Raw genomic sequence first — 23,830 nt, 5'->3', positions numbered from 1 at the left:
GTGCTCTCGGGCGTGTCCGTCGTCAGCTTCACCCATTTCCTGCAGGGCCCTTCGGCCACGCAGATCCTCGCCGACCTCGGCGCCGACGTGATCAAGGTCGAGCCGACCGGCGGCGCGTTCGAGCGCGGCTGGTCGGGCCCCGACGCCTACCTCGACGGCGAGAGCGTCTTCTTCCTGCTGGGCAACCGCAACGCGCGCAGCCTGAGCATCGACATGAAGGCGCCCGAGTCGATCGAGCTGCTGCGCAGGCTCCTCGCCGACGCCGACGTCCTGATCGAGAGCTTCCGCCCGAGCACGATGGATCGCCTCGGCCTCGGCTACGAGTCGCTGAAGGAGATCAACCCGCGGCTCGTGTACTGCTCGCTGTCGGGCTACGGATCCGACGGGCCCTACAAGGACCGCCCGGGCCAGGACGTCCTGATCCAGTCGCTGTCCGGGCTCGCGCACGCCACCGGCGGCGGGGAGGCCCCGCCCACCCCGGTCGGCGCCTCGGTCGTCGACCAGCACGGCGCCGTCCTCGGCGCGCTCGGCATCCTGGCCGCGCTGCACGGTCGCGAACGCACGGGTCGGGGTTGCCTGGTCGAGAGCAACCTGCTCAGCGCCGCCCTCGACCTGCAGATCGAGCCGCTCGCGTACCACCTCAACGGGTTCCGCGGCGAGCGCAGCCCGTCGCGGATCTCGTCGATGTACTACAAGGCGCCCTACGGCGTCTTCCCGACCGCGGACGGGCACATCTGCGTCTCCATCACGGCCCCGCCCGTGCTGGCGGAGGTGCTCGACGACCCGTGGTTCGCGACGGTCGGCGACGACGAGGTGCTGGCCCGCCGGGAGGAGATCAACGAGCGGGTCGCCGGCCACCTCGTTGGCCGCACGACGAAGGAGTGGGAGGACCTGTTCACCGAGCGCAAGGTGTGGTTCGCACCGGTCAACGACTACGCGGCGGTCGTCGACGACCCCCAGGTGCGCCACAACGGGTCGGTGCTGCGTTTCGAGCACCCGACCGCGGGCGAGGTCGCCGTGCTCGGGCACCCCGTGCGCTACGACGGCGAGCGGCCTGGCCTGCGGTCCCTGCCGCCCGCGCTGGGCCAGCACACGCGCGACATCCTCGCCGGGCTCGACCTCACCCCCGACCAGATCGACGCACTGGTGGAGCGGGGTGTCGTCCGTGGCTGAGTGCGCGGTCCGCGCCGAGCGGCACGGCGCCGTCGAGCTGCTGGTTCTGGACCGGCCCCGGGCGCTGAACGCGTTCGACCTTCCGATGCTCACCGAGCTCGACGCCCACCTGGTCCGGGTGGCCGCCGATCGCGACGTGAGGGCGGTCGTGCTCGCGGGAGGGGAGCGAGCGTTCTCGGCAGGCGCCGACATCCGCGGTTACCTCGATGCCCCGCCGGACCGGCTGCGCACGATCACCGAGACCGCCGGAGCCGTCTGCCGCCGGATCGCGGAGCTGCCGGTGCCGACGGTGGCGGCTGTGCGCGGGCTCGCCCTCGGCGGCGGGTTCGAGGTCGTCCTCGCGTGCGACCTGGTCGTCGCCGCGGAGGACGCCCAGCTCGGCCTGCCCGAGACCGAGCTGGGCCTGATCCCGGGCTGGGGCGGGACCCAGCGCCTCACCCGGCTGCTCGGGGTGCACCGCGCGCTCGAGCTGATCCTCACCGCGGGACGGCTGGACGCGGCCGAGGCGCACCGGCTCGGCGTCGTCAACCGGGTCCGTCCCGCCGCCGACGTCCTGTCCGATGCGCTGGCCTGGGCCGAGGAGCTCGCCCGCCGGGCCCCGCATGCGCTGGCGGTGGCGAAGACCGCCGTGCGGGCCGCGGCGGCAGGTGCGGGGGAACAGGGTCTCGTGCTGGAGCGGGAGCTGCTGCTCGGGCTCTACCCGACCGCCGATGGGATCGAGGGCGTCCGGGCGTTCGCCGAGAAGCGGAAGGCGGTGTTCGGCGGGCGGTAGGGGTCCAGTTGGCGATTGCCCTCGAGGCTCCAGCCGCTGGAACCGATGACGCGCCTGGAGCGTGCGACTGGCCGGGGCCGAAAGCCACCGCTGCAGGGCATGGCCGGGTGGGTGGCGAGCCTGCCGGCCGCGGAGAAGGACGCCGTGCTGCTCACGCTCCCGCGCGGTGACGACCTGCACCTGCGCGCCGGCTTGCTGCGCCGGACGACCGGGCTCACGTGATCCCGTCGAGCAGGTGGGGCAACACGGCCTCCTCGTGCACGGCCAGTCCGTGGTGGCGCATCGCCGCACCCAGCTCGGGGTCCCACGCCGGCTCCACCGGCGCCCCGACGAGCGGGAGTGTGGCGCCGGCGAGCCCGCGCTCGTAGTCGGCGGCCGCCATCCGCCACGGCGTAACGCCGGCTGAGGCGATCAGGCGGTGGGCGATCGCGACGCCAGCCCCGTCGAAGTCGCCGTGGTAGCGCAGGTCCGCGCCCCGCAGTGCGGCGAGCACGTCCAGGACGACGAGCGCGGGCTGCCCGCTCGTGCACACGACGGGCGTGCGCGCTCCGCGCTCGGCGACCGCCTCCAGCACTCGCGGGTTCTCGCACACCAGGACGGTGTCGGGGACCCGCAGCACGCAGCGTCGCAGATCCCACGGGGTGAGGTGCACCGGGTCGCCCGCGTCTGCGGCGAGGTCGAGTCGGGCGGCGACGGGTCCGGTCCGGCCGCGGAGACCGAGGGCGAGACAGGTGGTGGAGACGAGGTCGACCCGCACCCCGGAGAGTTCCCACAGGTCACGGCGGCCGGACGCGGTGGTGGGCACCGGGTCACCGGCCTGCGCCGCGAGGGCACGCAGCACCAGCGCGGCGGCTGTCGAGCCGTCGTCCAACGCGTGGGCGTGCCCGCCCGCGGCGACGGCCAGCTCCGTGCGTGACAGTTCGCGTCCGGGCAGGCGGGACAGGGCCGCGGCCGCGGTGCGGACGGCCGCCGTCGCGTCCGTCGCCCGGGACAGCACCCCGGACCGGCGGATGTCCTGGATCCAGGTTTCCAGCCAGGGCTTCCCCGCGAGCAGCGTGCGGGCCAGCTCGACGGGGGCGTCCCGCTGCGCCGCGTGCCGCGCGCGGTCGGAGGGCCGGTCCCGCAGGGGCGCCCCGGTGGCGTGCTCGACCACGGCGACCAGCCCGCCGATCCCGGACCGCGCTTCGAGGTCGGCGTCGAGGCCGGCCAGGTCGATGCCGATCCGCTCGCGCACCACGCTGCGTCCGAGGAGCCCGGCGACGGCGTGGCGCTCCTCCCGGTTGAGGCCATGCAGCACGACCCGTCCCTCGGCCCGCAGCCCCCGCGCTTCGAGGCGCTCCCGCAGCACCTGCCAAACCCGTCGTAGTGCCGGGTCGTCGAGCCAGCCGGCACTCATCGCTCGGCCTCGCCGACGCTCATCCGACCGCGTGCAGCCGCTGGCCGTCCCAGGTGTGCCGGTACTGGGCGATCCCGCGCTCGTTCGGGTCGCGCAGCGCTTCGTAGATGGCGAGCGAGGGCACGGTGTCGTGGTCGCCCCACAGCCGCTCGCTGGTGACGACGAAGTCCAGGTCGAGCTGCACGAGCAGGCCGAACAGCAGCGGGTGGGTGCGGACGTCGATCTTCGGGAAGGCGTCGTCGAGCAGCACGAACCGGGGCGAGTGCGGGGCCGCTCCGGCGAGCGAGCTGAAGTGTGCGGCCGCCGCGGCGAACAGCGGCAGGTAGCAGACGACCTTCTGCTCGCCCTGCGACAGCGGCGAGCGCCGGTGCAGGTCGTGCCAGGTGCCCGCGGTCTCGGGGCGGGTGTAGCGGATGCGGAATGCGAACCAGCGGCGGTAGTCCAGGGCGCGGGTGAGGTGCTCGGTGTAGGAGTCCTCGGGAGCGTCGGCGCGGGAGGCCTCGATCAACCGGTGCAGGGCGTCCCGCAGCTCACGGCGCTCGTCGGGCAGCAGCGCGCCCACCGGCCTCCCGAGCAGCTCGACGGCGCGGCCGGCGTCGCCGGACACGTCGTCGCGCAGGTGCCACCGCAGCTGCACGTGGATGCCCTGGCTGGTGCTGACCCCGCGCAGCTGGTTGTTCATCTCGGTGACCAGTTCCTCGGCCTCGAGCCTTCGCGCGCGCAGCGACTCGCCGAGGTCGCCGAGGATGTGCTCCTCGAACAGCCGCCGCTCCCGCTCGGTGAGCAGGTCGGCGTCGCGCCTGACGGCCGCGGCCAGGCGCTGAGCCAGAACGCCGATCGGGTGCTCGCCGGCGTCGTCGCGACCGATGACGGCGAGCGCCACCCCGTCGTCGACGACCCGCGGGTCGACGTCCCCCGCCGGCCCGCTGGCCGCCTCCTGCCACGCGGCGAAGACCGCCGCGGTGGTCGCAGGCCCGGCGGGCGCCGGCAGTGCGGCGAAGCGGCGGGCGAGCGCGAGCACCGCCGCCGGGACGGGACCGCCCGCGGTGAAGCCACGGGCGAGGCCGAGCGCCATGTCGCTCTCCGTGGCCTGGTCGTCACCCGACGCGAGCAGACCCGGAACGTCGGCCAGCCCGGAGAGCGCGGTGACCGCCGCGGCCAGCACCGGCACGTGCTCGGCGAGGCGGTCCTCGGCGTCGCGGGCCGCCTGCTCGGCCGCTCCGCCCGTGACCAGCAGCTCCTCCACCCGTTTGCCGAGCTCGGCTTCGCGGCGGCGCAGGGTGGAGTCCCGCTCCTCGGCCACCTCGATGCGACGGCGGATCTCCCGGAGCGGGGCACCGACCGTCGCTTCCAGTTCGTCGGCCGCGGCCTGTGCCTCCGCGGCGCGGCCGGCGGCGTCCTCGGCCTCCTGCGCCATCTCCTCGGCCTCGGCGAGCAACGCTTCGTGGGCGGACGCGTCGTCGGACCAGCGGCCCAGCCGCGCGGCCAGCGCACCGCCGCGCTCGACGTGGGTGGCGAGCGCGGTGTCGAGAGAGCGCAGCGCTTCCCGGCGCGCGCCGAGCGGGCCGGCCTCGGTGGGGAGGTCGTGCGCGGTGGCGAGGTCGTGCAGCTCCCGCCGGTGCGCGGCCTCCACCGACCGGGCGCGGGCGGCCGCCTCCTCGGCCTCCGTGACCAGCCGTTCGGCCCGCTCGGCGCTGCGCGTGCGCTCCTCCAACCGGGTCCACGCGGCGACCAGCTCGTCGGTGGCCGGCGCCGCGGTGAGCCAGGACTCGATGGCACGCGCGGTGTCGGCGGCCGTCCGTTCGGCGGCCGCGGCGGACTCCCGGGCCGCGGTGTGCTCGGCGATCAGCGCGTCGAGCTCCGCGATCCGCCGCGCCCGCTCCGCCGCCCGCGCCGTGGAGCCGATGTACTGCGCGGCCGGCTTGGCGGCGCGGCCGGTGAGCGGGCCCAGCCGCCAGCTGCCGTCCACCGCAACGGCGGCGCCGTCCTGCGGCTCGACACCGGGACCGAGGGCGACCCGGGCGAGGACGCCCGCCACGACGTCGCCGGTGACCGGGCTCGACTCCGGCGGATCGGGCACGAGCAGCGTGGTCAGCGACGGCCCGGCGACCCCGGGGCCTGCGGAGAGCACTGTGTCGTGCCGGTCGGCGTCGAGCACGGCCCCGTCGGCCCGCACCCAGGCGTCGAGCAAACCGGACGCCTCGAGCGCCGCCTCGACGCCCGCCCGCCGGGCGTCGTCGACACCGTCGGCGAAGTCGATCAGGCGCCACAGCGGTGCCCCGTCGGCGCCGTCGCGCGGAGAACGCGCCCACGCCGGCTGCGCCGGTGCGGGATCGGACTCGGCGACGACCGCGGCCCGCCTGCGGGACGCCTCGGCAAGGGCCCGCTCGGCCGCCGCCCGGTCGGCTGCCGCGGCGGCCTGCTGCACGCGCAGCCCCTCCAGCACGGGTGCGGCCACGGCGCGGGCGTCGGCTGCTAGGGCGGTGACCGCCTCGACGGTGAGCTGGGCGGGGAGCTCGAACGGAACGGCGTGCGGGGCGGTGCGCCAGCCGTCGAGGGCGGCGGCGTAGGCCGACTCGGCGCGCTCGGCGCTGCCGCGGGCGTCGGCGAGCAGCCCGCGTTCGGCTTCGGCCTGCTGCTCGACCCGCGCCGCGTGCTCCTCGGCGCGTTCCCGCTCGGTGGCGGCCCGGTCGAAAGCGGCGAGCGCCTCCTCGACGACCTGCACCGCGGCCCGCAGCTCGCCGAGCACCGGACGCGCCGCCTCGACCGAGCCCTCGTGCCGGTGGAGCGCGTCGGTGAGCGGCCCGGCGTCGGCGGCCGCCGTGAGGTGCGGTTCGTGCAGGTCGGGGGCGACCGCCAAGCTGGTGCGGGCACCGAGCCGGGCGAGGTCGGCCGCGTGCCGGCCGGCCGCCGACGCGTACGCCCGCAGGTCTTCCCCCAACCGCCCGGCGTCGGTGTGGACCCGGGCACCCGACTGTTCGGCCCGCTGCCGCGCGGCCGCCGCGGCGCGCTCCGCGCGCTGGGCCGCCTGCCGCCGCTCGCCCGCCAGCTCGCGACGGCCGGCCAGCTCGCGCTCGGTGCGCATGAGCGGGTCGGCACGCAGCTCGGCGAGCCGGGCGGCGAGCGTGGCGCGCTCGCGGCCGGCGTCGGAACGTTCCCGCTGCGCCGACTCTCGCTCCCCGACGATCTCCGCCAGCCGCGCTCTGCACCGGTCGACCTCGCGGGTGAGCCGCGTGCGTTCGCTGTGGGCGGCGGCGACGTCGGACCCGCGGGCCCGCAGCACCTCGCGGGCGTGGTCGGCGTAGACCCGGGCGAAGGCCGCCACCCCTTCCGCGCTGCGCCGCTGCCGGTCGAGCTGCTCGCCGAACGCCGCGAGCTCGTCGAAGGTGTCGCCCGCGGAGCGGACGGCGTCGTCGTCGATCTGCGGCAGCGCCTGCACGAGCTGCTCGGCCAGCCGGGCCGGCTCGATGTCCTCGCCGACCTGCGGCTGCCGCAGCCAATACAGCAGCCGCAGCAACTCGTCGTACTGCAGCGGTTCGAGCCCGAACAGGGTGCGGCCGACGTGCTGCTTGTAGGCCCGGGGCGAGTCGAAGAAGTGCCCGCCCCGCTCCTCGACCGCCGCGCGCAGCCGGTCGCGGGCGAGCGGGCCGGCGTCGTCCTCCAGGTGCAGGTCGGCGCCGATGCGGCCGGGCAGGGTGAAGTACCAGGCCGACGCCTGGCGCGCGGACTGCGACGCCCGCACACCGACGCCGCAGGTGAACGACTCGCTCGCGGTGGCGAACTCGACCCACAGGTACCCGGCCCGGTTCTGCCCGGTGTACCCGTCGAGCATGAGCCAGAGCAGGCTGGTGTGATGGCGACCCGACGCCGTCATGCGGGCCTTGTCGCCGTCGAGGACGAACGGCAGCAGCATCTCGAGGGTCTTCGACTTGCCGGCGCCGTTGGAGCCGCGCAGCAGCAGCCGCCCCTCGGCGAACTCGAAGACCTGGTCGTCGTACTGCCAGACGTTGAGGACGCCCGCGCGGGCGAGCCGGAACCGGTCGTTCACGCGTCCCCCTGTCCGTCCCCGGCGAGCGTCGCGGTGACGGCGTAGCGCGCCGCAGCGGCGTGGAGCAGCCAGCCGCCGTCGGGCTCGACGCGCACCAGCCCGAAGTCGACGAGCACCTGCCGGGCCTCGGTGACCGCGTGCTCGGTGTTCTCCCGGTGCTCCCGCTTGAGACCGGCGCCCCACTCGGCGATGACCTCCGCCGACACGGCCGCGACGAGCTCCGGGTCGGCGCGGCGCCACACCCGCTCGGGAGCGGCGGCTTCGCGCGCGCCCGGCCGGAGCCGGGCGACGAGCGCCTCCAGCAGCAGGAGCGCCAGGTGCCGGCCGGACCCGCCCGCGGGGAACTCGACGTCGGTGAGCTCGCCGTCCGGGTCGATCGCGACGGCGCCCTCGGCGCGCAGCTCGACCTGCAGGCCGAGGCGGTCGGCGAACCACTCGCGCTCCCGGTTGCGGCCGCGCCGCCACCACTCGGTCTGCTCCTCGGTGAGCGCGTCGACCGACAGGATCGGCGACTCGACGACGCGGCGGCGCACGGCGACGCGGGCGCCACCGGCAGCGGAGGGCAGCGCGGCGCGGTCGATGAGGTCGTCCGGCCCGTCGGCGCCAGCGAGGACGGCCGAGACGAGCAGCCCCAGCCGGTCGCGGCGGACGTCGAGCAGGGAGGCGGTGCGGTGGTCGGCCCAGTGCTCCAGGTCGCCGTCGCGCTCGTGCAGCACGCCGAGGTCGGCCAGGGCCGACAACGCCGCGTGCAGTGCACGGCGATCGGTGATGGAGTCGAGGTCGACGTCGAGGCCCGCGTCGACGGCGGCCGACCGGACCTGCGCCACCAGCTCGTCGACCAACAGCTGCGACTTCCCGCGGCCCAGGGCGGCCACGGTGAGGCAGAGCAGCGCGTACATGCGCGGCGTGAAGGGCTTGCCGCCGCGGCGGCGCAGCGGGCGGGTGGCGTCGCGCCCGAGCCCGGTCTTGAACAACCGCGCGGCGCCCGGGTCGACGACGAGCCGGTAGCCGAAGCCGTCGGCGAACAGGCGCTCCAGATCCATCCGGTGGCGGCGCACGAGCCGCAGGTCGTCGGCGCCCGGTCCGTCGGCGTGCAGGAGCGGGGTGCGCAGCAGGGCCCGCGCGGCGCGCTGGCGCTCGGCGACGGCCTGGACGTCCTCGGCCGGCGCCGGCCGCTCGATGCGGCTCATCCCGTGTCCCGCTGCCGGTACTCGGCCGGGTGGACGGCGAGCGCGAGGTCGTGGAGCTCGAGCCGGCCGGCCGGGCTGACGATCGTGGTGCCCGCGCCGGGGGCGTGGCTCACCGTGAGGCTCCAGCCGCCGCCGTCGACCTCCGCGACCTCCCCGACACCCAGCGGGCGGCCCCGTTCGACCAGCGCGCGGGCGTAGAGGCCGAGCAGCGCGGAGCGGGCGTCGTCGGAGAGCCGGACGGTGCCGAGCCGCCCGGTGTGGGCACGGATCTCGGCCAGCGCGCCCGCCCGCCGCTCCTCGGCGCGTTCCCGTTCCGCGATCCGCGCCGCCTTCGCCGCCGCGTAGTCCTCCCGCCGCCCGGCCCGCCCGCGGACCGTGCGGGCACCGGTGCGACGCAGCGCGAGCGGGACGTCGGCGACCGGGGTGCGCCACCACGAGGCGGTGGGCGGGACCGGGTCGGCGTCGTCGTCGGCGACGAAGGCGAGGTGGCGGCACGGGTGGAGGCCGAAGGCGGCGGCCCAGAGGGCGTGCGCCGTGTCGTCGTCGGCCTCGGCGAACCAGCGTGCGAGCACCAGCAGGTCGGAGTAGCGGCTCTGCTCGCGGCCGCCCGTGGCAATGCGGCGCAGGTTGACCAGCAGCGCGCGCATCGCGTCGGTGGCGAGACGACGCACGCCGGCGGCGTCGGAGTCGCGGCCGGCTCCGCCGATGAACCAGGCGTGCAGGCTCCGCCAGTCGGCCGGGTCGAGACCGGCGCTGCGCCGCGCCACCTCGCCGTCGACGCCGCGGAGCCGCTGCCCGGTGTTGGCCCGCGCACAGAGGGCGTCGACATGGGTCTCGACCCGCTGCAGCACGTCGGCGATCTGCGGCATGTGCCGGGCGATCTCGTCGACGAACCGTTGCAGGTAGTCGAGCAGCGCCGTCTTGAACACCGCGAACTCGGCGCGGTCGAGGTCGTAGCGGATGAGCACCTGCGACAGGTAGGTGTAGAAGTCGCGGGTGGACGAGACCAGGCGCTCGAACTGCGCGAACACGGTGACGAGGTCGCGTGCGAGCGTCTCCGGGTCGGCCGACCCGATCGCCGCCGCGTCGAGCGCGGACAGCGCCGTGAGCCCGTCGAGGATGCCGCCCAGCATCTCCGTGGACACCTCGCGCGCCGACTCGGTGTGCCCCAGCAGCTCCTCGACGAACCGGTGGACCAGCTCCCCGCGCTGGGTGAGCTGGTAGCGGGCCCGATTCTGGAGGTACTCCCGCAGGCTGCGGGCCTCGGTCTCCCGCGGGCTGCGCGCGAGGTTGCCGTGCTCGACGAGGTAGGACAGCCGGTCGTCGATGGTCTCCCGATCGAGCTCGAACCCCTGCGCTGCCAGCCGCGCGGCGACCTCCGCCGCCGACTGGTCGGACAGCAGGCCGGCGATCTCCCCGGTGAACGTGCGCATGATCGCCACGTAGGTGGCGGACTCCTCGCCGGTGGCGTAGCGCAGGGCCTCCAGCCGCACCCGCTCGGCGTGCGTGAGGGAGGCGCTGGTCATGGTGGGGAGGGTAGTGAGGGGTACCGACAGGATGTGCACGTGACTCGGGTGGAGGCCGGCAGCGCCAACCGGCGGCAGATCCGGTCACGCCGAGGATCGGCCGAGCGGTGTGCAGCCGTGCCCTGCGCGAGCTGATGTCCCCAGTCAGGAGTGTTGATGACTCGATCAGTCCCGAGCTCGTTGACGCGGTCGAGAAGCACGGCCGTCCGGATGTGTCGGTCGCCGAGCAGCACGCGGCGGTGGCATCCACCTCGTCACATACCTTTGCGGAACCGTTCGGTGATCTGCCGGCCCCAGTGCGGGCGGGTGGGCCGCACGCCCTGACCATCGGTGAACCGGCTGACCAACTCCTCGAGGTGCACGTCCACGGCGGCCTCGACCAGGCCGGCGTAGACGTCGGCGGCAGACCGGTACCGCTGCCGCCCGACGAGCCCCGCGACCAGGCCGATGATCGCCGACGGCCACCACACCGCACCGAGTGCCAGGTAGAGCAGCGCCCATCCGCCGAGCCGGGCGGCGTCGTCCAGCTGTTGCCGGGCGTCCGCCAGCGGGGTGCGGGAGCTCTCCGGCAGCAGCAGCCACAGCCGGGGCCAGAGGAAGGTCAGGTCCACGCCGTACTCCTGGTGGACCCGTACCGTCGGGGCGTCCAGCCGGTCGCCGACCCAGGTCGCGTTGATCGGCTCGATCAGCGCGATCCGGTTCCGGCGGGCGGCCAGTTCGGCGAGGCGGTCGCGCTCGCCCGCGTTGCTGGCGCGTTCCCACTCCTCGTTCGCCCGCGTCCAGGCGGCGCGCCGGCGCCGGGTGCAGGCCCGGGCGAGGCCTCGCAACGGCGGTGGCCAGCGGCCCGCGAGGGCGTGCTCGACGGGCGTTGCGAGCGCGTTCGCCAGCAACGCGGTGCTGACAGAGACGACCAACAGCACGACCAACAGGACCACCGTCCGGGGCAGGCCGGCCGATGCCCCGGCGTCCACCGGCACCAGCTGCCCCACCCGCTGCCCCAGCAGTGGGAGATCGGCCCAGTGCCGGTGGCCGAGCAGCGCCGCGACGGTGGCCGTGGCCGTGAACAGCAGGCCGGGCAGCACCAGGAGCGCCACCCAGCGCTCGGCCAGCTTCTTGCCGATCTCGGTGACGAAGGTGTTCACCGGGTCGGCTCGGCGTCGGGGTGGAAGCGCAGCGCCTGCTGGTACACGTCGCAGTGGGGCACCGGGGAGCCCGCCCGGCGCGGTTCCGCCCGGCTGCACGCGTCGGCGGGGCAGATGTAGCCGCCGGTCGGCGGTGGGAGCGCGACGTCGGGCAGCCGCGGCGGCAGCGCAACGCGTGGCGGCGCGCCGGTGTCCGCGGGGACCATTCCGTCGAGTGCCGCGACCAGCCCGGCGACCGGCTCGCCGCGGCGCGCGGTCCGCACGACCTGCTCGACCTGGGCGCGGGCAGCGGCTCCTGCCGGGCCGCGCAGGAGCGCCCGCATCGGGCCCAGGTGGGCGCAGAAGCGGGCCAACTCGTCCCGCTCGACCTGCTCGCCCACGATTCCCCCAGAAGCCGGTGGCCGCCCGGGATTGTAAGGGCGTCCACTTCGGAGTGAATGCCCGGTACTGTCACCGACCGTGCGTGAGCGGCTCCTCGCGGCAATCGTCGCCCGGCTCGAGGCGGGTGGTCCCGACGCGGTACTCGCCGAGGAGGCACGTGCCGAGCTCGACGAGCTCCTCGGTGTCCTGGCGGTTCCCGATGGCCTGGACGCGGGTGTGGCGTACGTGGCGGGAGGGTTCCACCTGGCGCGGGCCGAGCTGCTCGGTGCCGGCGCCGAGCAGGACTGGCAGACAGCCGCGGTCCTCCTCCTGCCGGTGCTGCTGAGCCATCCGGACGCGCTGCCGGAGGAGGTGCGGCATTGGCTGGAGCCGGCGCGGGAGGCGTGCGAACAGGCAGGCGACGCCCCGGCTCAGGTCCTCGGCCGGGCGCTGGCCGACGTGACCTGGCTGCTGGTCCAACGGCTGGCACGGCGTTCCGAGGACGACCGGGACGGGCTGGTGGCCGGGCTCGCCGAGCAGGCGGTGCGCCTGCTTCCGGCGGGACACGAAGCCCGGCCCGCCGCACTCTGCGCGCTCGGCTACGCGCTGATGGGCGGCGCGGATCTGCTCGTCGCCGGCGCCCGCGAGGAGCGTCTGGACCGGATGGCCACGGTCTTCCGGGAGGGGTTGGACGCCCTCGCGTCCGGCGTCGAGCCCTATGCGCGGTGCGCGTACGGCCTCGCCTCCGTGCTGGCCATGAAGGCGGAGCCGGCCGGGGACCGGCCGATGATGGCGGAGGCCGAACGCCTGTTCCGGATCGCGGCGGCCCCGGAGTCCGGCGGCGACCCGGACCTGATCCGGAACGCCGCGGAGGCGGCGCGCGCCGCCGAGGCCTGGGGACGGCCGGGCGGGATGCTCGGACACATGCATCAGGTGCTCGCCCAGCTGGAGGAGACCGACCGGCAGTTGGACGGGCTGCGCGCGGGGCTGCACCGGGAACGTGCGGAGCGGGGTGGGACCGCTGAGTTCGATCGCGCACTGTCCGAGCTCGACAAGGCGCGCAGGGACATCGACGCGCAGCGACACCAGATCCGCGAGCTGCTCGCCGATCTGGAACGCAGGCACCGGCAGCCCGGCCCGCGCCGGGCACCCGGTGAGGACGAGCTCGCGGAGCGGCTGATGGCCGCGCTCCAGCAACAGTCGGGCAGTGACTCGCGCGTGGCCGATGCAATGGCGACGAGCCCCCAGTACTTCCGCGACCTGGCGTACCTCGCGCAGTCGGCCGCCCGGGCGCTCGACGACGTGTCGCGGGAGTTCTGGTTGGGGCCGGGTTCCGGAGGCGGGCGAGCGCCCCTGCTGGCACTCGAGCACACGCCACCCGCGGACCGCAGCGACCTCGACGAGATCGTCCAGCTCCACGAGCGTGCGCTGCGCGAGCTGACGCCGGACACACCCGAGTACACCCAGCTTCAGGTCAGCTACCTCGCGCTCACCACGGAGCAGATCACCGATCCCGACGCCCGGGCACGGGAGCTCCCCGAGCGGACACCGCTGCTCATGCAGGCGGTGACGACGATGCTGGAGCAGCAGTTCGCCGACACCGGCCAGGTGCACGGCGCCGTCGCCATGGGCACCGCTGCGTCGTCGCCGTTCGAGATGATGGCCGAGACCAACGACACGATCGCGCGGAGCCGGCTGAAGCTCTCCGCCCTGCCGCCCGATCACCCGGACCGGCGCGCCGAGCAGATCGCGCTCGCTCGCGCGCTCTTCAACCGCTACCTGGTCACCACTGAGGACGCGGCGTTCCACGACGCGGTCGACGCGGCTCGGCAGACGATCAGCGCCGATCAGACCCCCGATGCCGCCCTGCTCCATCTCTGGGGAATGACGGCTCTCGTGCGCGACCCGGCCGACCACCAGGCGCAGTCCGCCGCCGTCGCGCCCGTGAGCAATCCGTTCGTCACCCTCAGGATCGGCGACGGTGACGGCGAGGGCGCCCTGACGGCCTGGGAGACCGGCCGGGCCCACCTGCTGACGTCCGCACTGATCACCCGGCACGAGCTGGACCGGCTGCAGGCCGCCGACCCCGGCCTGGCCGCCCGGATCGTGGCGGTGCGTGAGCGCATGCGCGCCGGCTCCCTCTTCGCGACGAACCCTCCCGCGGAGTGGAACGCCCTGCTCGAACAGATCCGGGCCCTGCCCGGGTTCGACCGGTTCCTGCTGCCGCCGACGGTCACCTTCGCCGAGCTGGCGCCGGCCGCCGCGCACGGCCCCGTGATCGCCGTGAACGTGGACCACTCCCGCTGCGATGCCCTGGTACTGCGGGACGGCGCCGCGGCGGTGGTGCCGCTGCCCCGGTTGCGGCTGGACCAGCTGGCGGAGCAGGCCGACGCGTTCCGCGCCGCGATCGGAATGCTCGCCTCGCCGGAGCCGGATCCGCTGGTGCGCGGCATGGCCGGGCGCGTCGTCGTCGACACGCTCGCCTGGTTGTGGGACGTGCTGGCCGAGCCGGCCCTGGAGGCGGCGGGGGCGACGGTGCACCCGGGCGGCGGGGCGCCGTGGCCGCGGGTGTGGTGGTCGGTGGGCGGGCCGCTGAGCTTCCTCCCGCTGCATGCCGCCGGCCGTCACGACGTTCCCGGCGCGTCCGTGCTGGACCGTGCCGTCTCGTCGTACACACCAACCGTGCGCGCCCTGCTGCATAGCCGGGCGCGACCCACGCCGACCGGGCCGCGCACCGCGCTGGCGGTCGCCATGCCGGAGACGCCGGACCACGCCGCGCTGCCCGCCACGGCGCGCGAGGCCACGGCCTTCGCCGCCGGGTTCACCGGCAGGGGAGTCTCCCCGGAGGTGCTGGTCGGGCCCGCCGCCACCGGGGAAGCGGTGCGGGCGGCGTTGCCGAGGGCGGCGTTCGCGCACTTCGCGTGCCACGCCAGCAGCGACCCGCTGAACGCCGAGGCGAGCCACCTGCTGCTGCACGACGGGCCGCTGCCCGTCACCGAGCTGAGCCGGCTGCCGTTGGAGGGCGCGGAGCTGGCGTACCTCTCCGCGTGCGCCACCGCACGGGGCAGCGCCACCCTCGCCGACGAGGCCGTGCACCTGGCGTCGGCGTTCCAGCTGGCCGGATACGCACAGGCGATCGGCACGCTGTGGGAGGTCGGCGACGAGCTCGCCGCGCACATCGCCGAGCAGGTGCACCACGAACTGGCCCGAACCACCGGTACGGCGGGCCGGCCCCCGGCCGCGCACGCCCTGCACGCGGTGATCCGCCGGTTGCGTGCCGAGCGGCCCGACGCCCCGTGGACGTGGGCCTCGCACGTGCACAGCGGCGCCTGATCCGGGCCAGCGGTTCATCCGAGGTCTCGCCGTCGGGTGAGCCGGTGAGGACGCGGGCACGGTGGAAGTCCTCGACCGGGTGCCGCCGAGCGCACGGCTCGCCGTTGGGACGAGAGTCGATCATTTAGCGAGACCATCGCGACGGCGATGCGGCGAGCGCCCGGATCAGCGGAGAGCACGTGGTGATCGACCTGGTTTCCGAGGACGAGGAGTCCGGACGACTTCGACTGGGGTGACGAGGGCCGGCTGTCGAGCATCGTGCCGCTCCGCGCAGAACTGGTCGTCGGCGACCTGCGGGCGCTCTTCCTCGCCTGGCTGCTCTGCGTTCAGGGCCACCAGGCCCCCGGACCAGGGCATTCCGCCGGAAGCTTCGCACGAGCAGCCAGTCGACCCAGGCCGGGCGCGTCCGACTGGATGGGTCCGGATACGACTCGTAACACGCGCATTTGCCTCACCGATCTTTGGTGGGCACGCGCGGAAGGACGATCACTACATGGCGAAGCTGGGCACGATCCTGGACCAGATCGATGCTGGATCGATGCTCTTGCCGGAGTTCCAGCGCGGGTACGTGTGGAACCGGGAGCAGGTACGCGGGCTGATGCGCTCGCTGTACTACGGCTACCCGGTCGGGGCGCTGCTGGTGTGGGAGACCGAGGGGAGCGGCCAGGCCGTCCGTGGCGGCGGGGCAACCTCGGGCCCGAAGCAGTTGCTGCTCGACGGCCAGCAGCGCGTGACCACCCTCTACGGCATCGTGCGCGGGAGGCCGCCGTCGTTCTTCGAGGGCGAATCCGACGCCTTCGACGATCTGAGGTTCAACGTCGAGACCGAGGCGTTCCAGTTCCACGCGCCGGTGAAGATGAAGGACGACCCACGGTGGGTCGATGTCACCGCCTTGTTCGTCGAAGGCCCAGGTGAGACGTACGCGGTGCTCTCGACGCACCCCGAGACGCGCGACCGATTCACGTTGTACGTCGACCGGCTCCAGAAGGTCCGCAACATCGTCGAGCGGGTCTTCCACATCGAGGCGATCACGGGCGCGGACAAAACCGTCGACGTCGTGGTCGACATCTTCAATCGGGTCAACTCCGGAGGCACGAAGCTCTCGAAGGGCGACCTCGCGCTCGCGAGGATCTGCTCGGAGTGGGGCGACGCGCGGCCGACGATGCGTCGCAACCTCGACCGCTGGCGGGACGACGACGGGTTCTCGTTTACCGCCGATTGGCTGTTGCGCAACGTCAACGCCGCGGCCACCGGGCGTGCGCCGTTCTCAGCGCTCGAGGATGTGTCCGCCGACGATTTCCGCGATGCGTTGAACGCGACGCTGCACCACATCGAGCACTTCTTGCGTGAACTCGCGGTAGGCCGACTGGGGCTCGACCACGACCGGGTCCTCATGGGCCGCTACGCGATCCCGGTGCTCACCCGCCACCTCCACAAGCACGGCGGGCGTTTCGCCGACGGCGCCGAGGCGGACAAGGCGCTGTACTGGTACGTGCAGGCCGCCCTGCGTGGTCGTTTCGCCGGTTCCACGGAGACGTTCCTCGCGAAGGACTTGGAGACCGTCGACAAGCACGGGATCGACGGGGTGATCGCGGCGCTGGCCCGCACCCGCAAGGGCAACATGTCGATCGACGCGCAGGACTTCGAGGGCGTCGGAAAGGGCTCGCGCTCGTATCCGCTGCTGTACATGCTCGCCCGGGTCACCGCGGCGCTGGATCTTGTCACGGGACGCCCGCTCGGCGCTGACACGGATGCCGTGCAGACCCACGAGATCTTCCCGAAGCAGACGCTCAACAAGGCCGGCTTCAGCCGCGCCGAGGTGAACCAGATCGCGAACTTCGCGTTCCTCACCCCGTCGTCGGCGATCCAGTTCAGCGGGCTTGATCCGGCGACCTACCTCGGGTCGCTCGACCCCGTCGCGCGCCGATCGCAGTTCATTCCCGATGACCCCGCTCTCTGGCGGGTCGAGAACTACCGGCGGTTCCTCGACGCGCGCCGGCAGCTGCTCGCGGCGGCGGCCAACGAGTTCCTCGACGACCTCCTCGCCGGCCGCCGGCCGTGGTCCAAGCCGCTGGAAGCCATCGCCGTCTCCCCCGAGATCGACGAATCCGACGCACGCGCGGTGCAGATCCGCTCGCTCGTCGACGAGCTGGTCGAGATGGGATACGCCAAACCGGTGCTGGACACCGAGATCGCGGACCCGGAGACGGGGCGCACGCTCGCGGTGGCGGAGGCGTTCTGGCCGGAAGGGCTGCAGCCCGGGCAGGGCGCTCCCGTCGTTCTGGAGCTCGACCCCGAGGAGGCCGAGCTCGCCCGGCTCGCCGAACTCCGGTTCGAGGTGTTCACGTCCGTCGATGCGCTACGCGGATACGCACAGCGCCGCGGCGAGGTCGCATCCGGCGATCGCGAAGACGACGGCGTCTCGCCGGTGGCGGGAGATCTGCTGGCCGCGGCGCATGATCCGACACCGCTCGCGCCCGCCGAATCCTCTCCTGCTCCCGAACAGCTCGCCGATGCGGACACGCCCGACGTCGGCGGTGCGCTCGACCGCGCGTTGCTCGACGTCACCGAGCGGTGCCGCACGGAGCTTGACTACCACCCGCGCTACTTCGTGTCCATGGTCGCTCAGCACGGATCTCTCGGTGCGGTGCGTCGTCTGCTCGCCGCGCCAGCGGTCAGCGACGGCTTCGTGCTGCTCTGGGAACGGCAGCGGCTTGATCTCAGCGTCGAGGCGATCGTGACCGACTCCCGCTTCGCACACCTGTTTACCGAGCAGGAGCAGGCGATCGCACGCAGGCGGCTCGAGGACTTCGGGTACGACCCGCAGGCCGCCTGAGCGGCTGATCGTCAGGACGTGCTTCGGCTGAGTGTGGGACGGCCGATCTCGTGGAGCCGCGCCGTGAGTTTTGGTCGGGCCTTGGACTCGATCTGCCGGACTCTTTCTCGGGTGACCCCGAGTGATCGGCCGATCTCGTCCAGCGTCGCCGGTTCACCGTCGAAGCCGGCTCGTTGCCGGAGTATGTACGCCTCCCGTTCGCTGAGCAGCGCCAGCGCACGGTGCACATCGTCGGCGTCGTAGCCCAGGAGTTCGGGCTCGGCGTGGTGGTCGGCGTAGCGGTCGATCAGGTCGTGTAGCCGGGCGGTGCCGAGCACTGCCGCCGCGTGGTCGAGCGGCGTCGTTCGGGGCAGACCGAGAAGCGCTTCGACCTCGTCCTCGGGGAAACCGGTGATCTCGGAGATGGCCTCGCGGCTTGCTTCCTGGCCGGCTTCGGTGAGTCGCACTGCCGTCGCCTCGACCTTGACGAGCCGCTCGACCACGTGGACCGGGAAGCGAATCGTCCGGCACTTGTCGGCGAGGGCTCGGCCGATGGACTGCTTGATCCACCAGCTCGCGTACGTGGAGAACTTGTTGCCCTGCCGGTAGTCGAACTTCTGGACGGCGCGGATCAGCCCGAGGTTGCCCTCCTGCACGAGATCGAGGAGATCGAGGCCTCGGCCCTGGTACATGAGGGCGATCGACACGACGAGACGGAGATTGGCCTGGAGGAACCTTCCGTACGCCCGTCGCCCGGCGGCGACCAGCGCGCGCAGGTCCCGGACGGCATGTGGAGGCCGATGGATCACCTCGAGCCGTTCCTCCGCCAGCAGCCCGGCCTCGATCGCCTGGGCCAGCCGCACCTCCTCCTCGGCGGACAGGAGCGGCGTTGCGGCGATCTGCGCGCGGTAAAGGGCAACCAGGTTCAGCGCCGGAGGTTCCCGGTCGTCCTCGTCGCACCCGAGCTCCTCGCCCTGATCCGGCGCAGATGCCGGGGGCGACGGCGTCGGGGCGATCCCGAGGTCGGCCAGGGACATCCGCGACAGGTCCAGGACCTCGTCGCCGCGGAACAGCTCGCGTTCCGGCCTTGGCGAGGGGATGACCTCGGTCAGTGCTGGAGGCGGACTGAAGGCGCGCGCCGCGGACGGCGTCGGCGCCCCCGCCAGCGAGGCCGGCAGATCGATCCCCCCGCCGCGCAGATCTGCGAGGAGCGTGCGCAGATCGTCCCCGGAGAGCCCGTGGGCTTGCACGACCGCGGCAACGGTCGGGAAGGGGAGCGGACCGCGTTCGGCGGCGACCCGCAGCGCGTGGAGGGCCTCGTGCCGAGACGCGGTGCTACGGGTGGTGAGCATCGGCCCGGACCTCCTCAGGCACGCGAATGAGTTCGCCGAGCAGGTCGAGCGCGGCTCGGCGCGAGAGCTCCTCGTGGTAGCGCTGGTTGCGGTAAGCCCGCAGGCAGCCGTAGCAGCTCGTCTCCTCGCCGCATTCGCAGGCGGCGACCCGGCTCACCCCCGCGCGCACGACATCGGTGAGCCGATGCGCGATCCGCAGCGTGTTCCCGGCGCCGCCCGGTGTCGTGTCGAACAGAACGAGCGCAGGCTCTCCGTCCGCACCGCGGTGGACTGTGCCGTCGATGTCGTCCCGGCTGATCTCCAAGGCGAGCGCGGCGCCTTCGAGTAATGCGTAGACCGTCGAACGGAGGTGGGATGGGGTGGCCCGGATGGTCACGAGCGGGTCGAACCGGAGCTCGACGAAGTCGGTCTGATAGCTGTGCGCGAGGGATTGCACCCGTGCCGGGCCCGTGCAGGGGCCGTCCTTGAGCAGGTGCTTGTGCTCGCCGGCCCGCCCGGACAAGGTCGATGCACCTGCTCCGCACCACTGGCAGATCCGGAAACCGGCTTTGTGCTGTCCCTCGCTGATGACGACGAAGCTGCCGCGGGCGCCGGCCCGCCAGCGCAGGGTGCCGCCCGCGGGGAACTCCACTCGACCGCTCTCCACGTCGGCGTGGGTCTCGACGATGTAGGTGGCGGCCGACCAGTTGCGCTGGGGCGCCTGCGACGCGCCCTGCCGCACGCTCTCGGAGGCGACGAAACCGAACTCCGGCTCGACGTAGGACCGGGCCGCTCGCGTCTGGATCGTGTGGCAGGCCGGGCACTCCGGCTCGGGCGGCTCGACGCCCTCGCGGTAGTGCCCGCAGGTTTCGCACACGGCGTAGTACCGCGTCACGAGGTCGCGGCCCGGGAGCCGGTAGAGACCGCCCGACTTCCACCGCATTCCGCCCGCGATGACCTCAGCACCCGGGGCGTACTCGTTGATCGCCATGCTGAGGTCGCGGGTCAGCTCCAGAACCCGGTCCCGACCGCCGCGGACCCGATCGGTCCGGAGCTCGACGGTGTCCACGGGGAACCCGTACTTCGGGAGCACGTTCCGCGTCGCCAGATAGCCGATGAGCGGCCGTGACTGCAAGGTCCGCACCACCTGTTGGCACTGCCGGGCGAGTGCGTAGTTCTGCTCTCGCACGGCGGCGTGCTCCCGCGCCTCGAACGCCTCGACGTCCTGGCGTAGCTGAGCACCGGCGTCGTCGACCAGCCGAATCAGCTCGTCGACCCACCCGTCGTCGTCGATGCCGATCTCGTCGTGCACGGCCGGCGGCAGGACGCTGCGCAGGCTCCGCCGGACCGGGGCAGGGACCGGGCGCAAATAGCGTTCGAGTCGCTGCACCGGGCTCACCCAGTCCGGTGGCGTCGGGGACGGAGTCAGGAAGAACCCGCCCGCATCACGCCACGAGAGGCCGACGTGGCGGGCCATCGTGCGGAAGAACGCCGCAAGGGCGACGGAGTGGGCGTGGCGGCGGTCGATGCGCACGTTCTCCAGCGGCACGATGGGCGCCCGCATCTCGCCGGCGATCATCTTCTCCGGTTCGGCGAACCGGGACAGGTCGTGCGAACGGCGTTGGGCGTAGGTCAGCACCAGCGCAGCGGAGTCCGCGCGACGACCCGCCCGGCCGGCGCGCTGCACGTAGTTGGCCGTGGTGGGCGGCATGTTGCGCAGCACGACGGCCTGCAGCTCGCCGACGTCGACACCCAGCTCGAAGGTGGTGGAGCAGGACAGCGCGTTGACCTCGCCGCGCACGAACTGTGCCTGGATGTCGGCGGCCTTCTCGCTCGTCCATTGGGCGGTGTGCTCCAGCACGCGCATCGGCACGGGGGACGACTCGAGGTAGAGGTGCCGGTAGTGGTCCCGGTCCTGCGCAGGCGCGGGGCGGTGCCACGGTTCGAGCCTGCCGTCGCAGCGCAGCGTCGGGCACACGGCGCGTACCGACACGGCCGCGAGCCGCCGGCATCGGTCGCAGCGGTAGAGCGGGTCGTCCGGGCTGACAGCTCGCAACCGGAGCTTGCGGTGGTCGATCCGGCGGAGCGGGCCGAGCTTGGGGATCGTGTCGCACCGGAACCAGGTGCGCGGTCCGTCTCCTCCGCTGTTCGGGTCCAGCTCCTGCCAGATTTCGTCGAGGAGGGTCTTGGCTTCGACGCTGCTGCCGACGGTGTCGAGGACGCGGGCCAGGTAGTCCACGCGGCGGTTGGTCCCGGTCGTGGGCAGCCAGCTCAGGACCTTCCTCTTCGCCTCCGATCCGAGACCGCGGACGTAGATCGGCCCGCGGCGGGGGGCGAACGCCTCGTCCGCCGGGTCGACCTCCCCTGGCATGTCGATCGCGCCCTGGGCGCGCAGGCTGCGCATCAGCTCCTGCAGCAGCGCCCAGCTCTCCTCGTCGTCGAGTCCCAGGTCGAGGAGCCGCTGGGGTGCGCGCCAGGAATCCTTCTTGGCGAGCTCCACCCGCAGGAGGCCGACGCCTTCGAGGGATTGGCGGTCGTCGTAGCTGATGACCTCCTGGATCGTCCAGAGCGACGCGTGGCGCTTGCGCTCGCTGCGGGACGCGTCCTCGTCGAAGACATGGGCGTGGCGCGCGACGCGGAGGGCGTAGTCGACGAGGTCGTCGATCCGGGCAGGCTCCTCGCCCTCGTCCCGGGTCCACCGGTCGAGGGCCATCGTCAGCATGCGCCGCTGGGACACCCGCTGGTGGGTGTCCTCGAGGTACGGCGCGAAGTAGGCAGCCATCTGCCTGCTGTCGCTGAAGAACAGGAGCTTGCGGCCCTGCCCGGGCAGATCGCCCGCGGGGCCGTCCGGCTCGGGCGGCAGTGCCTGGTAGAGAGACGTGCCGAGGACCGACGCGGCGGCTTCACTTCCGCTCTCCAACAGTCGGATGAGCCGCGTGCCCCGGGCGCCGCATCCGGCGCACGAGCCGAGCGACTCCGCTCCGGTGTCCAGGAGCCGGACGTGGCGGATCTCCGTTCCGGGGCAGCCGTCGATCCCGCACTTGATGGGTGGTGTCTCGTGCAATCCGCCGCAGCGCACGCAGAGGTGGTACGGGACGCCGTCCGCGGGCTTGATGTTCTCCAGCGCGCCGTCGTCCTCGTCGTGCTCGGTGGCTCCACCGCCACGGGACGACTGTTCCTCCAGCAGGAGCCAGGCGTGCCGCCGGTCCGTCCCCGACCGGTACGGAACATGCCGCGGCACGCCGCCGCTCGGGTCGAGTGCCCCGTGCAGGTGCACGGCGCCGCAGCGGCGGCAGCCGCCTAGCTCGAACACCACACGGGCGCAGTGCTCGCACTGCTCGCGCCGGCTGAGCGACAGGTGCGGGCTGTCGCCGCCCAGGCAGCTGAACGCGCCCTCGGTGGCCCGGGCGAAGAGGTGGAACCGCGCCGACAGCACCGGGGAACGGTCGGGATTGCGCACGTTGGCCCCGAGACGGACGAGATCGGTCAACGCCTCCGCGGCGGCCGATGCCGGTTGGCTGGGAAAGAGCGTTGCCGCGATCTCCTCGAATGGTCGCGGCCCACTGTGCAGGGCCGCACGCAACCCGGCGATCCGGGACTCGGAGCGCAGCGCGTCCGGGGCCGCCCCGGATCCGCTCCAGCCGTGCGAACGAGCTCGCGAACCGAGGGCACCGGCTGGATCGGGCTCGCGGAGGAGCTCTCCGTACGCGGTGGGAGGCAGCGGACCCCACGTCGGTTCGTCCGGGAACGCGACCCGGGCAGACGTCACGAGGTCACGGCGGGCCGGGTCCGCGTCGTCCCACTCGAAGGGAACGCCGAAGAGGTTCGCCGCGAAGTCGGTGACCGCACGCGGGTCGCGGTCTGCACCGACCGTCGCGCTCGTTGCGATCGCCTGCAATCCTGGTGAAGCGACCCGGTCCCGCAGGCGACGCAGGAGCATCGCGAGCTCAGCGCCCTTCGCCCCGTCGTAGACGTGTGCCTCGTCGACCACGACGAACCGCCAGCTCCCCGCGGCGTCGCCCTCGAACAGGTCCATGTCCTGCGGACGCAGCAGCAGGTACTCGAGCATCGCATAGTTCGTCAGCAGCAGGTGCGGCGGGGTCCGCCGCATCTCCTGGCGGCTGAGCAGTTCGTTCGGCAGGCGGGTCTCGCCGGGGTTGAGCCGGTGGAACTCGCCTTCTGCCCGCCCGGGGTCCTCCGATGTGTCTCCGGTGTAGCGGCCGAACGTGATGTTCGGAGCGGATGCGAGGAGCCGGCGCAGCCGCTTCATCTGGTCGTTGGCCAGCGCGTTCATGGGGTAGAGGAGCAGCGCTCGCACGCCCGGCCCGAGGGTGCCCGCGGCGGCCTCCTCGGCGAGGTGCGCGAGGATCGGAAGGAGGAAGCTCTCGGTTTTGCCCGAGCCGGTGCCGGTGGCCACGACGATGTTGCGGCCGGCCCGGACCTTCCGGATCGCCTCGTCCTGGTGGCGGTACAGGGGCCGGTCTGCAGGGAGCTCGGGGGCGGTCAGGTCCAGGAACTCGCGGTCCAGCACCCCCTCGTCCACCAACTCGCGCACGGTCGCGCCGGTGGCATACGCCGGGCTGGCCTCCAGGAGCGGGCCCTTGCTGAGCAGCGGACTCGTGTCAATGGCTTCGTCGAGCGCGGCGGCGAGCGTGGGATCGCGCAGTGGCAGCAGCGAGCGCAGGTAGCGCCGGTACCCCTCGACGATCTCCGTACTGGTGGAGAGCGGGTCGAAGGCGGTCAT

The 23,830-nt window shown here is 73.5% G+C and carries 13 protein-coding genes; 5 read left to right on the top strand and 8 right to left on the bottom strand.

Going from position 1 to position 23,830, the window contains the following annotated elements; all coding sequences use genetic code 11:
- Genes FHX44_RS42030 through FHX44_RS42025 form a run of 3 tightly spaced genes read left to right on the top strand, consistent with a single transcriptional unit; the run spans nt 1 to nt 2,167 of the window.
- Complete coding sequence (locus tag FHX44_RS42030; protein ID WP_170308819.1) at nt 1-1,173, top strand: CaiB/BaiF CoA transferase family protein; 1,173 nt, start codon at nt 1-3, stop codon at nt 1,171-1,173.
- Entirely contained in the window at nt 1,166-1,945 is a 780-nt protein-coding gene (locus FHX44_RS07610) for an enoyl-CoA hydratase/isomerase family protein (protein ID WP_170308818.1), read from the top strand. The genes FHX44_RS42030 and FHX44_RS07610 overlap by 8 nt, the downstream gene beginning before the upstream one ends.
- Nucleotides 1,946-1,990: 45 nt before the next feature.
- On the top strand, nt 1,991-2,167 hold the full coding sequence (locus FHX44_RS42025) for a hypothetical protein (protein WP_170308817.1): 177 nt from the start codon (nt 1,991-1,993) through the stop codon (nt 2,165-2,167).
- On the opposite strand, the gene FHX44_RS07605 is transcribed toward FHX44_RS42025, so the two are convergent.
- The 6 genes from FHX44_RS07605 to FHX44_RS07580 all read right to left on the bottom strand — a co-directional run bounded on the left by FHX44_RS07605 (nt 2,160) and on the right by FHX44_RS07580 (nt 11,627).
- Complete coding sequence (locus FHX44_RS07605) at nt 2,160-3,341, bottom strand: TIGR02679 family protein (RefSeq protein WP_147254826.1); 1,182 nt, start codon at nt 3,339-3,341, stop codon at nt 2,160-2,162. The genes FHX44_RS42025 and FHX44_RS07605 overlap by 8 nt on opposite strands.
- A 19-nt stretch (nt 3,342-3,360) precedes the next feature.
- Nucleotides 3,361-7,389, bottom strand: a complete 4,029-nt coding sequence (locus FHX44_RS07600; protein ID WP_170308816.1) for a TIGR02680 family protein — start codon at nt 7,387-7,389, stop codon at nt 3,361-3,363.
- Nucleotides 7,386-8,579 carry a TIGR02678 family protein gene (locus FHX44_RS07595; RefSeq protein WP_147254824.1) on the bottom strand — a complete coding sequence of 398 codons (1,194 nt, stop codon included), beginning with the start codon at nt 8,577-8,579 and terminating at the stop codon, nt 7,386-7,388. The genes FHX44_RS07600 and FHX44_RS07595 overlap by 4 nt, the downstream gene beginning before the upstream one ends.
- Nucleotides 8,576-10,105 (bottom strand): TIGR02677 family protein, encoded by a 1,530-nt coding sequence (locus FHX44_RS07590; RefSeq protein ID WP_147254823.1) that lies wholly within the window; start codon nt 10,103-10,105, stop codon nt 8,576-8,578. Before FHX44_RS07590 ends, FHX44_RS07595 begins: the two co-directional genes overlap by 4 nt.
- A 254-nt stretch (nt 10,106-10,359) precedes the next feature.
- The gene (locus FHX44_RS07585) at nt 10,360-11,247 is read right to left on the bottom strand and encodes a hypothetical protein (RefSeq protein WP_147254822.1); all 888 of its coding nucleotides are present in this window, start codon (nt 11,245-11,247) and stop codon (nt 10,360-10,362) included.
- Nucleotides 11,244-11,627, bottom strand: coding sequence for a hypothetical protein (locus tag FHX44_RS07580; protein ID WP_147254821.1), 384 nt, complete (start codon nt 11,625-11,627; stop codon nt 11,244-11,246). The genes FHX44_RS07585 and FHX44_RS07580 overlap by 4 nt, the downstream gene beginning before the upstream one ends.
- Nucleotides 11,628-11,706: 79 nt before the next feature.
- On the opposite strand from FHX44_RS07580, the gene FHX44_RS07575 reads away from it, so the two are divergent.
- Nucleotides 11,707-14,940, top strand: a complete 3,234-nt coding sequence (locus FHX44_RS07575) for a CHAT domain-containing protein (RefSeq protein WP_147254820.1) — start codon at nt 11,707-11,709, stop codon at nt 14,938-14,940.
- 232 nt (nt 14,941-15,172) lie between these two features.
- Nucleotides 15,173-17,776: a GmrSD restriction endonuclease domain-containing protein gene (locus FHX44_RS07570; RefSeq protein ID WP_246170260.1), complete on the top strand. Its 2,604-nt coding sequence runs from the start codon at nt 15,173-15,175 to the stop codon at nt 17,774-17,776.
- An 11-nt stretch (nt 17,777-17,787) separates the two neighbouring features.
- Here the strand turns inward: FHX44_RS07570 and FHX44_RS07565 are convergent, their stop codons facing one another.
- The gene (locus FHX44_RS07565) at nt 17,788-19,107 is read right to left on the bottom strand and encodes a sigma-70 family RNA polymerase sigma factor (protein ID WP_147254819.1); all 1,320 of its coding nucleotides are present in this window, start codon (nt 19,105-19,107) and stop codon (nt 17,788-17,790) included.
- A complete protein-coding gene (locus FHX44_RS07560; RefSeq protein ID WP_147254818.1) occupies nt 19,091-23,830 on the bottom strand; it encodes a DEAD/DEAH box helicase in 4,740 nt (1,579 codons plus the stop codon). The genes FHX44_RS07565 and FHX44_RS07560 overlap by 17 nt, the downstream gene beginning before the upstream one ends.

Origin of the sequence: Pseudonocardia hierapolitana (assembly GCF_007994075.1) — a bacterium.
Lineage (GTDB): Bacteria > Actinomycetota > Actinomycetes > Mycobacteriales > Pseudonocardiaceae > Pseudonocardia > Pseudonocardia hierapolitana.
The sequence above is the reverse complement of the archived record's forward strand: the minus strand, read 5'-3'. Positions and strand labels throughout refer to the sequence as shown.

What these genes read in the sequence shown, in the direction of transcription:
- FHX44_RS42025 (WP_170308817.1), top strand. Translation starts at nt 1,991, where the DNA reads ATGACGCGCCTGGAGCGTGCGACTGGCCGGGGCCGAAAGCCACCGCTG.
- FHX44_RS07605 (WP_147254826.1), bottom strand. Translation starts at nt 3,341, where the DNA reads ATGAGTGCCGGCTGGCTCGACGACCCGGCACTACGACGGGTTTGGCAG.
- FHX44_RS07595 (WP_147254824.1), bottom strand. Translation starts at nt 8,579, where the DNA reads ATGAGCCGCATCGAGCGGCCGGCGCCGGCCGAGGACGTCCAGGCCGTC.
- FHX44_RS07590 (WP_147254823.1), bottom strand. Translation starts at nt 10,105, where the DNA reads ATGACCAGCGCCTCCCTCACGCACGCCGAGCGGGTGCGGCTGGAGGCC.
- FHX44_RS07565 (WP_147254819.1), bottom strand. Translation starts at nt 19,107, where the DNA reads ATGCTCACCACCCGTAGCACCGCGTCTCGGCACGAGGCCCTCCACGCG.
- FHX44_RS07560 (WP_147254818.1), bottom strand. Translation starts at nt 23,830, where the DNA reads ATGACCGCCTTCGACCCGCTCTCCACCAGTACGGAGATCGTCGAGGGG.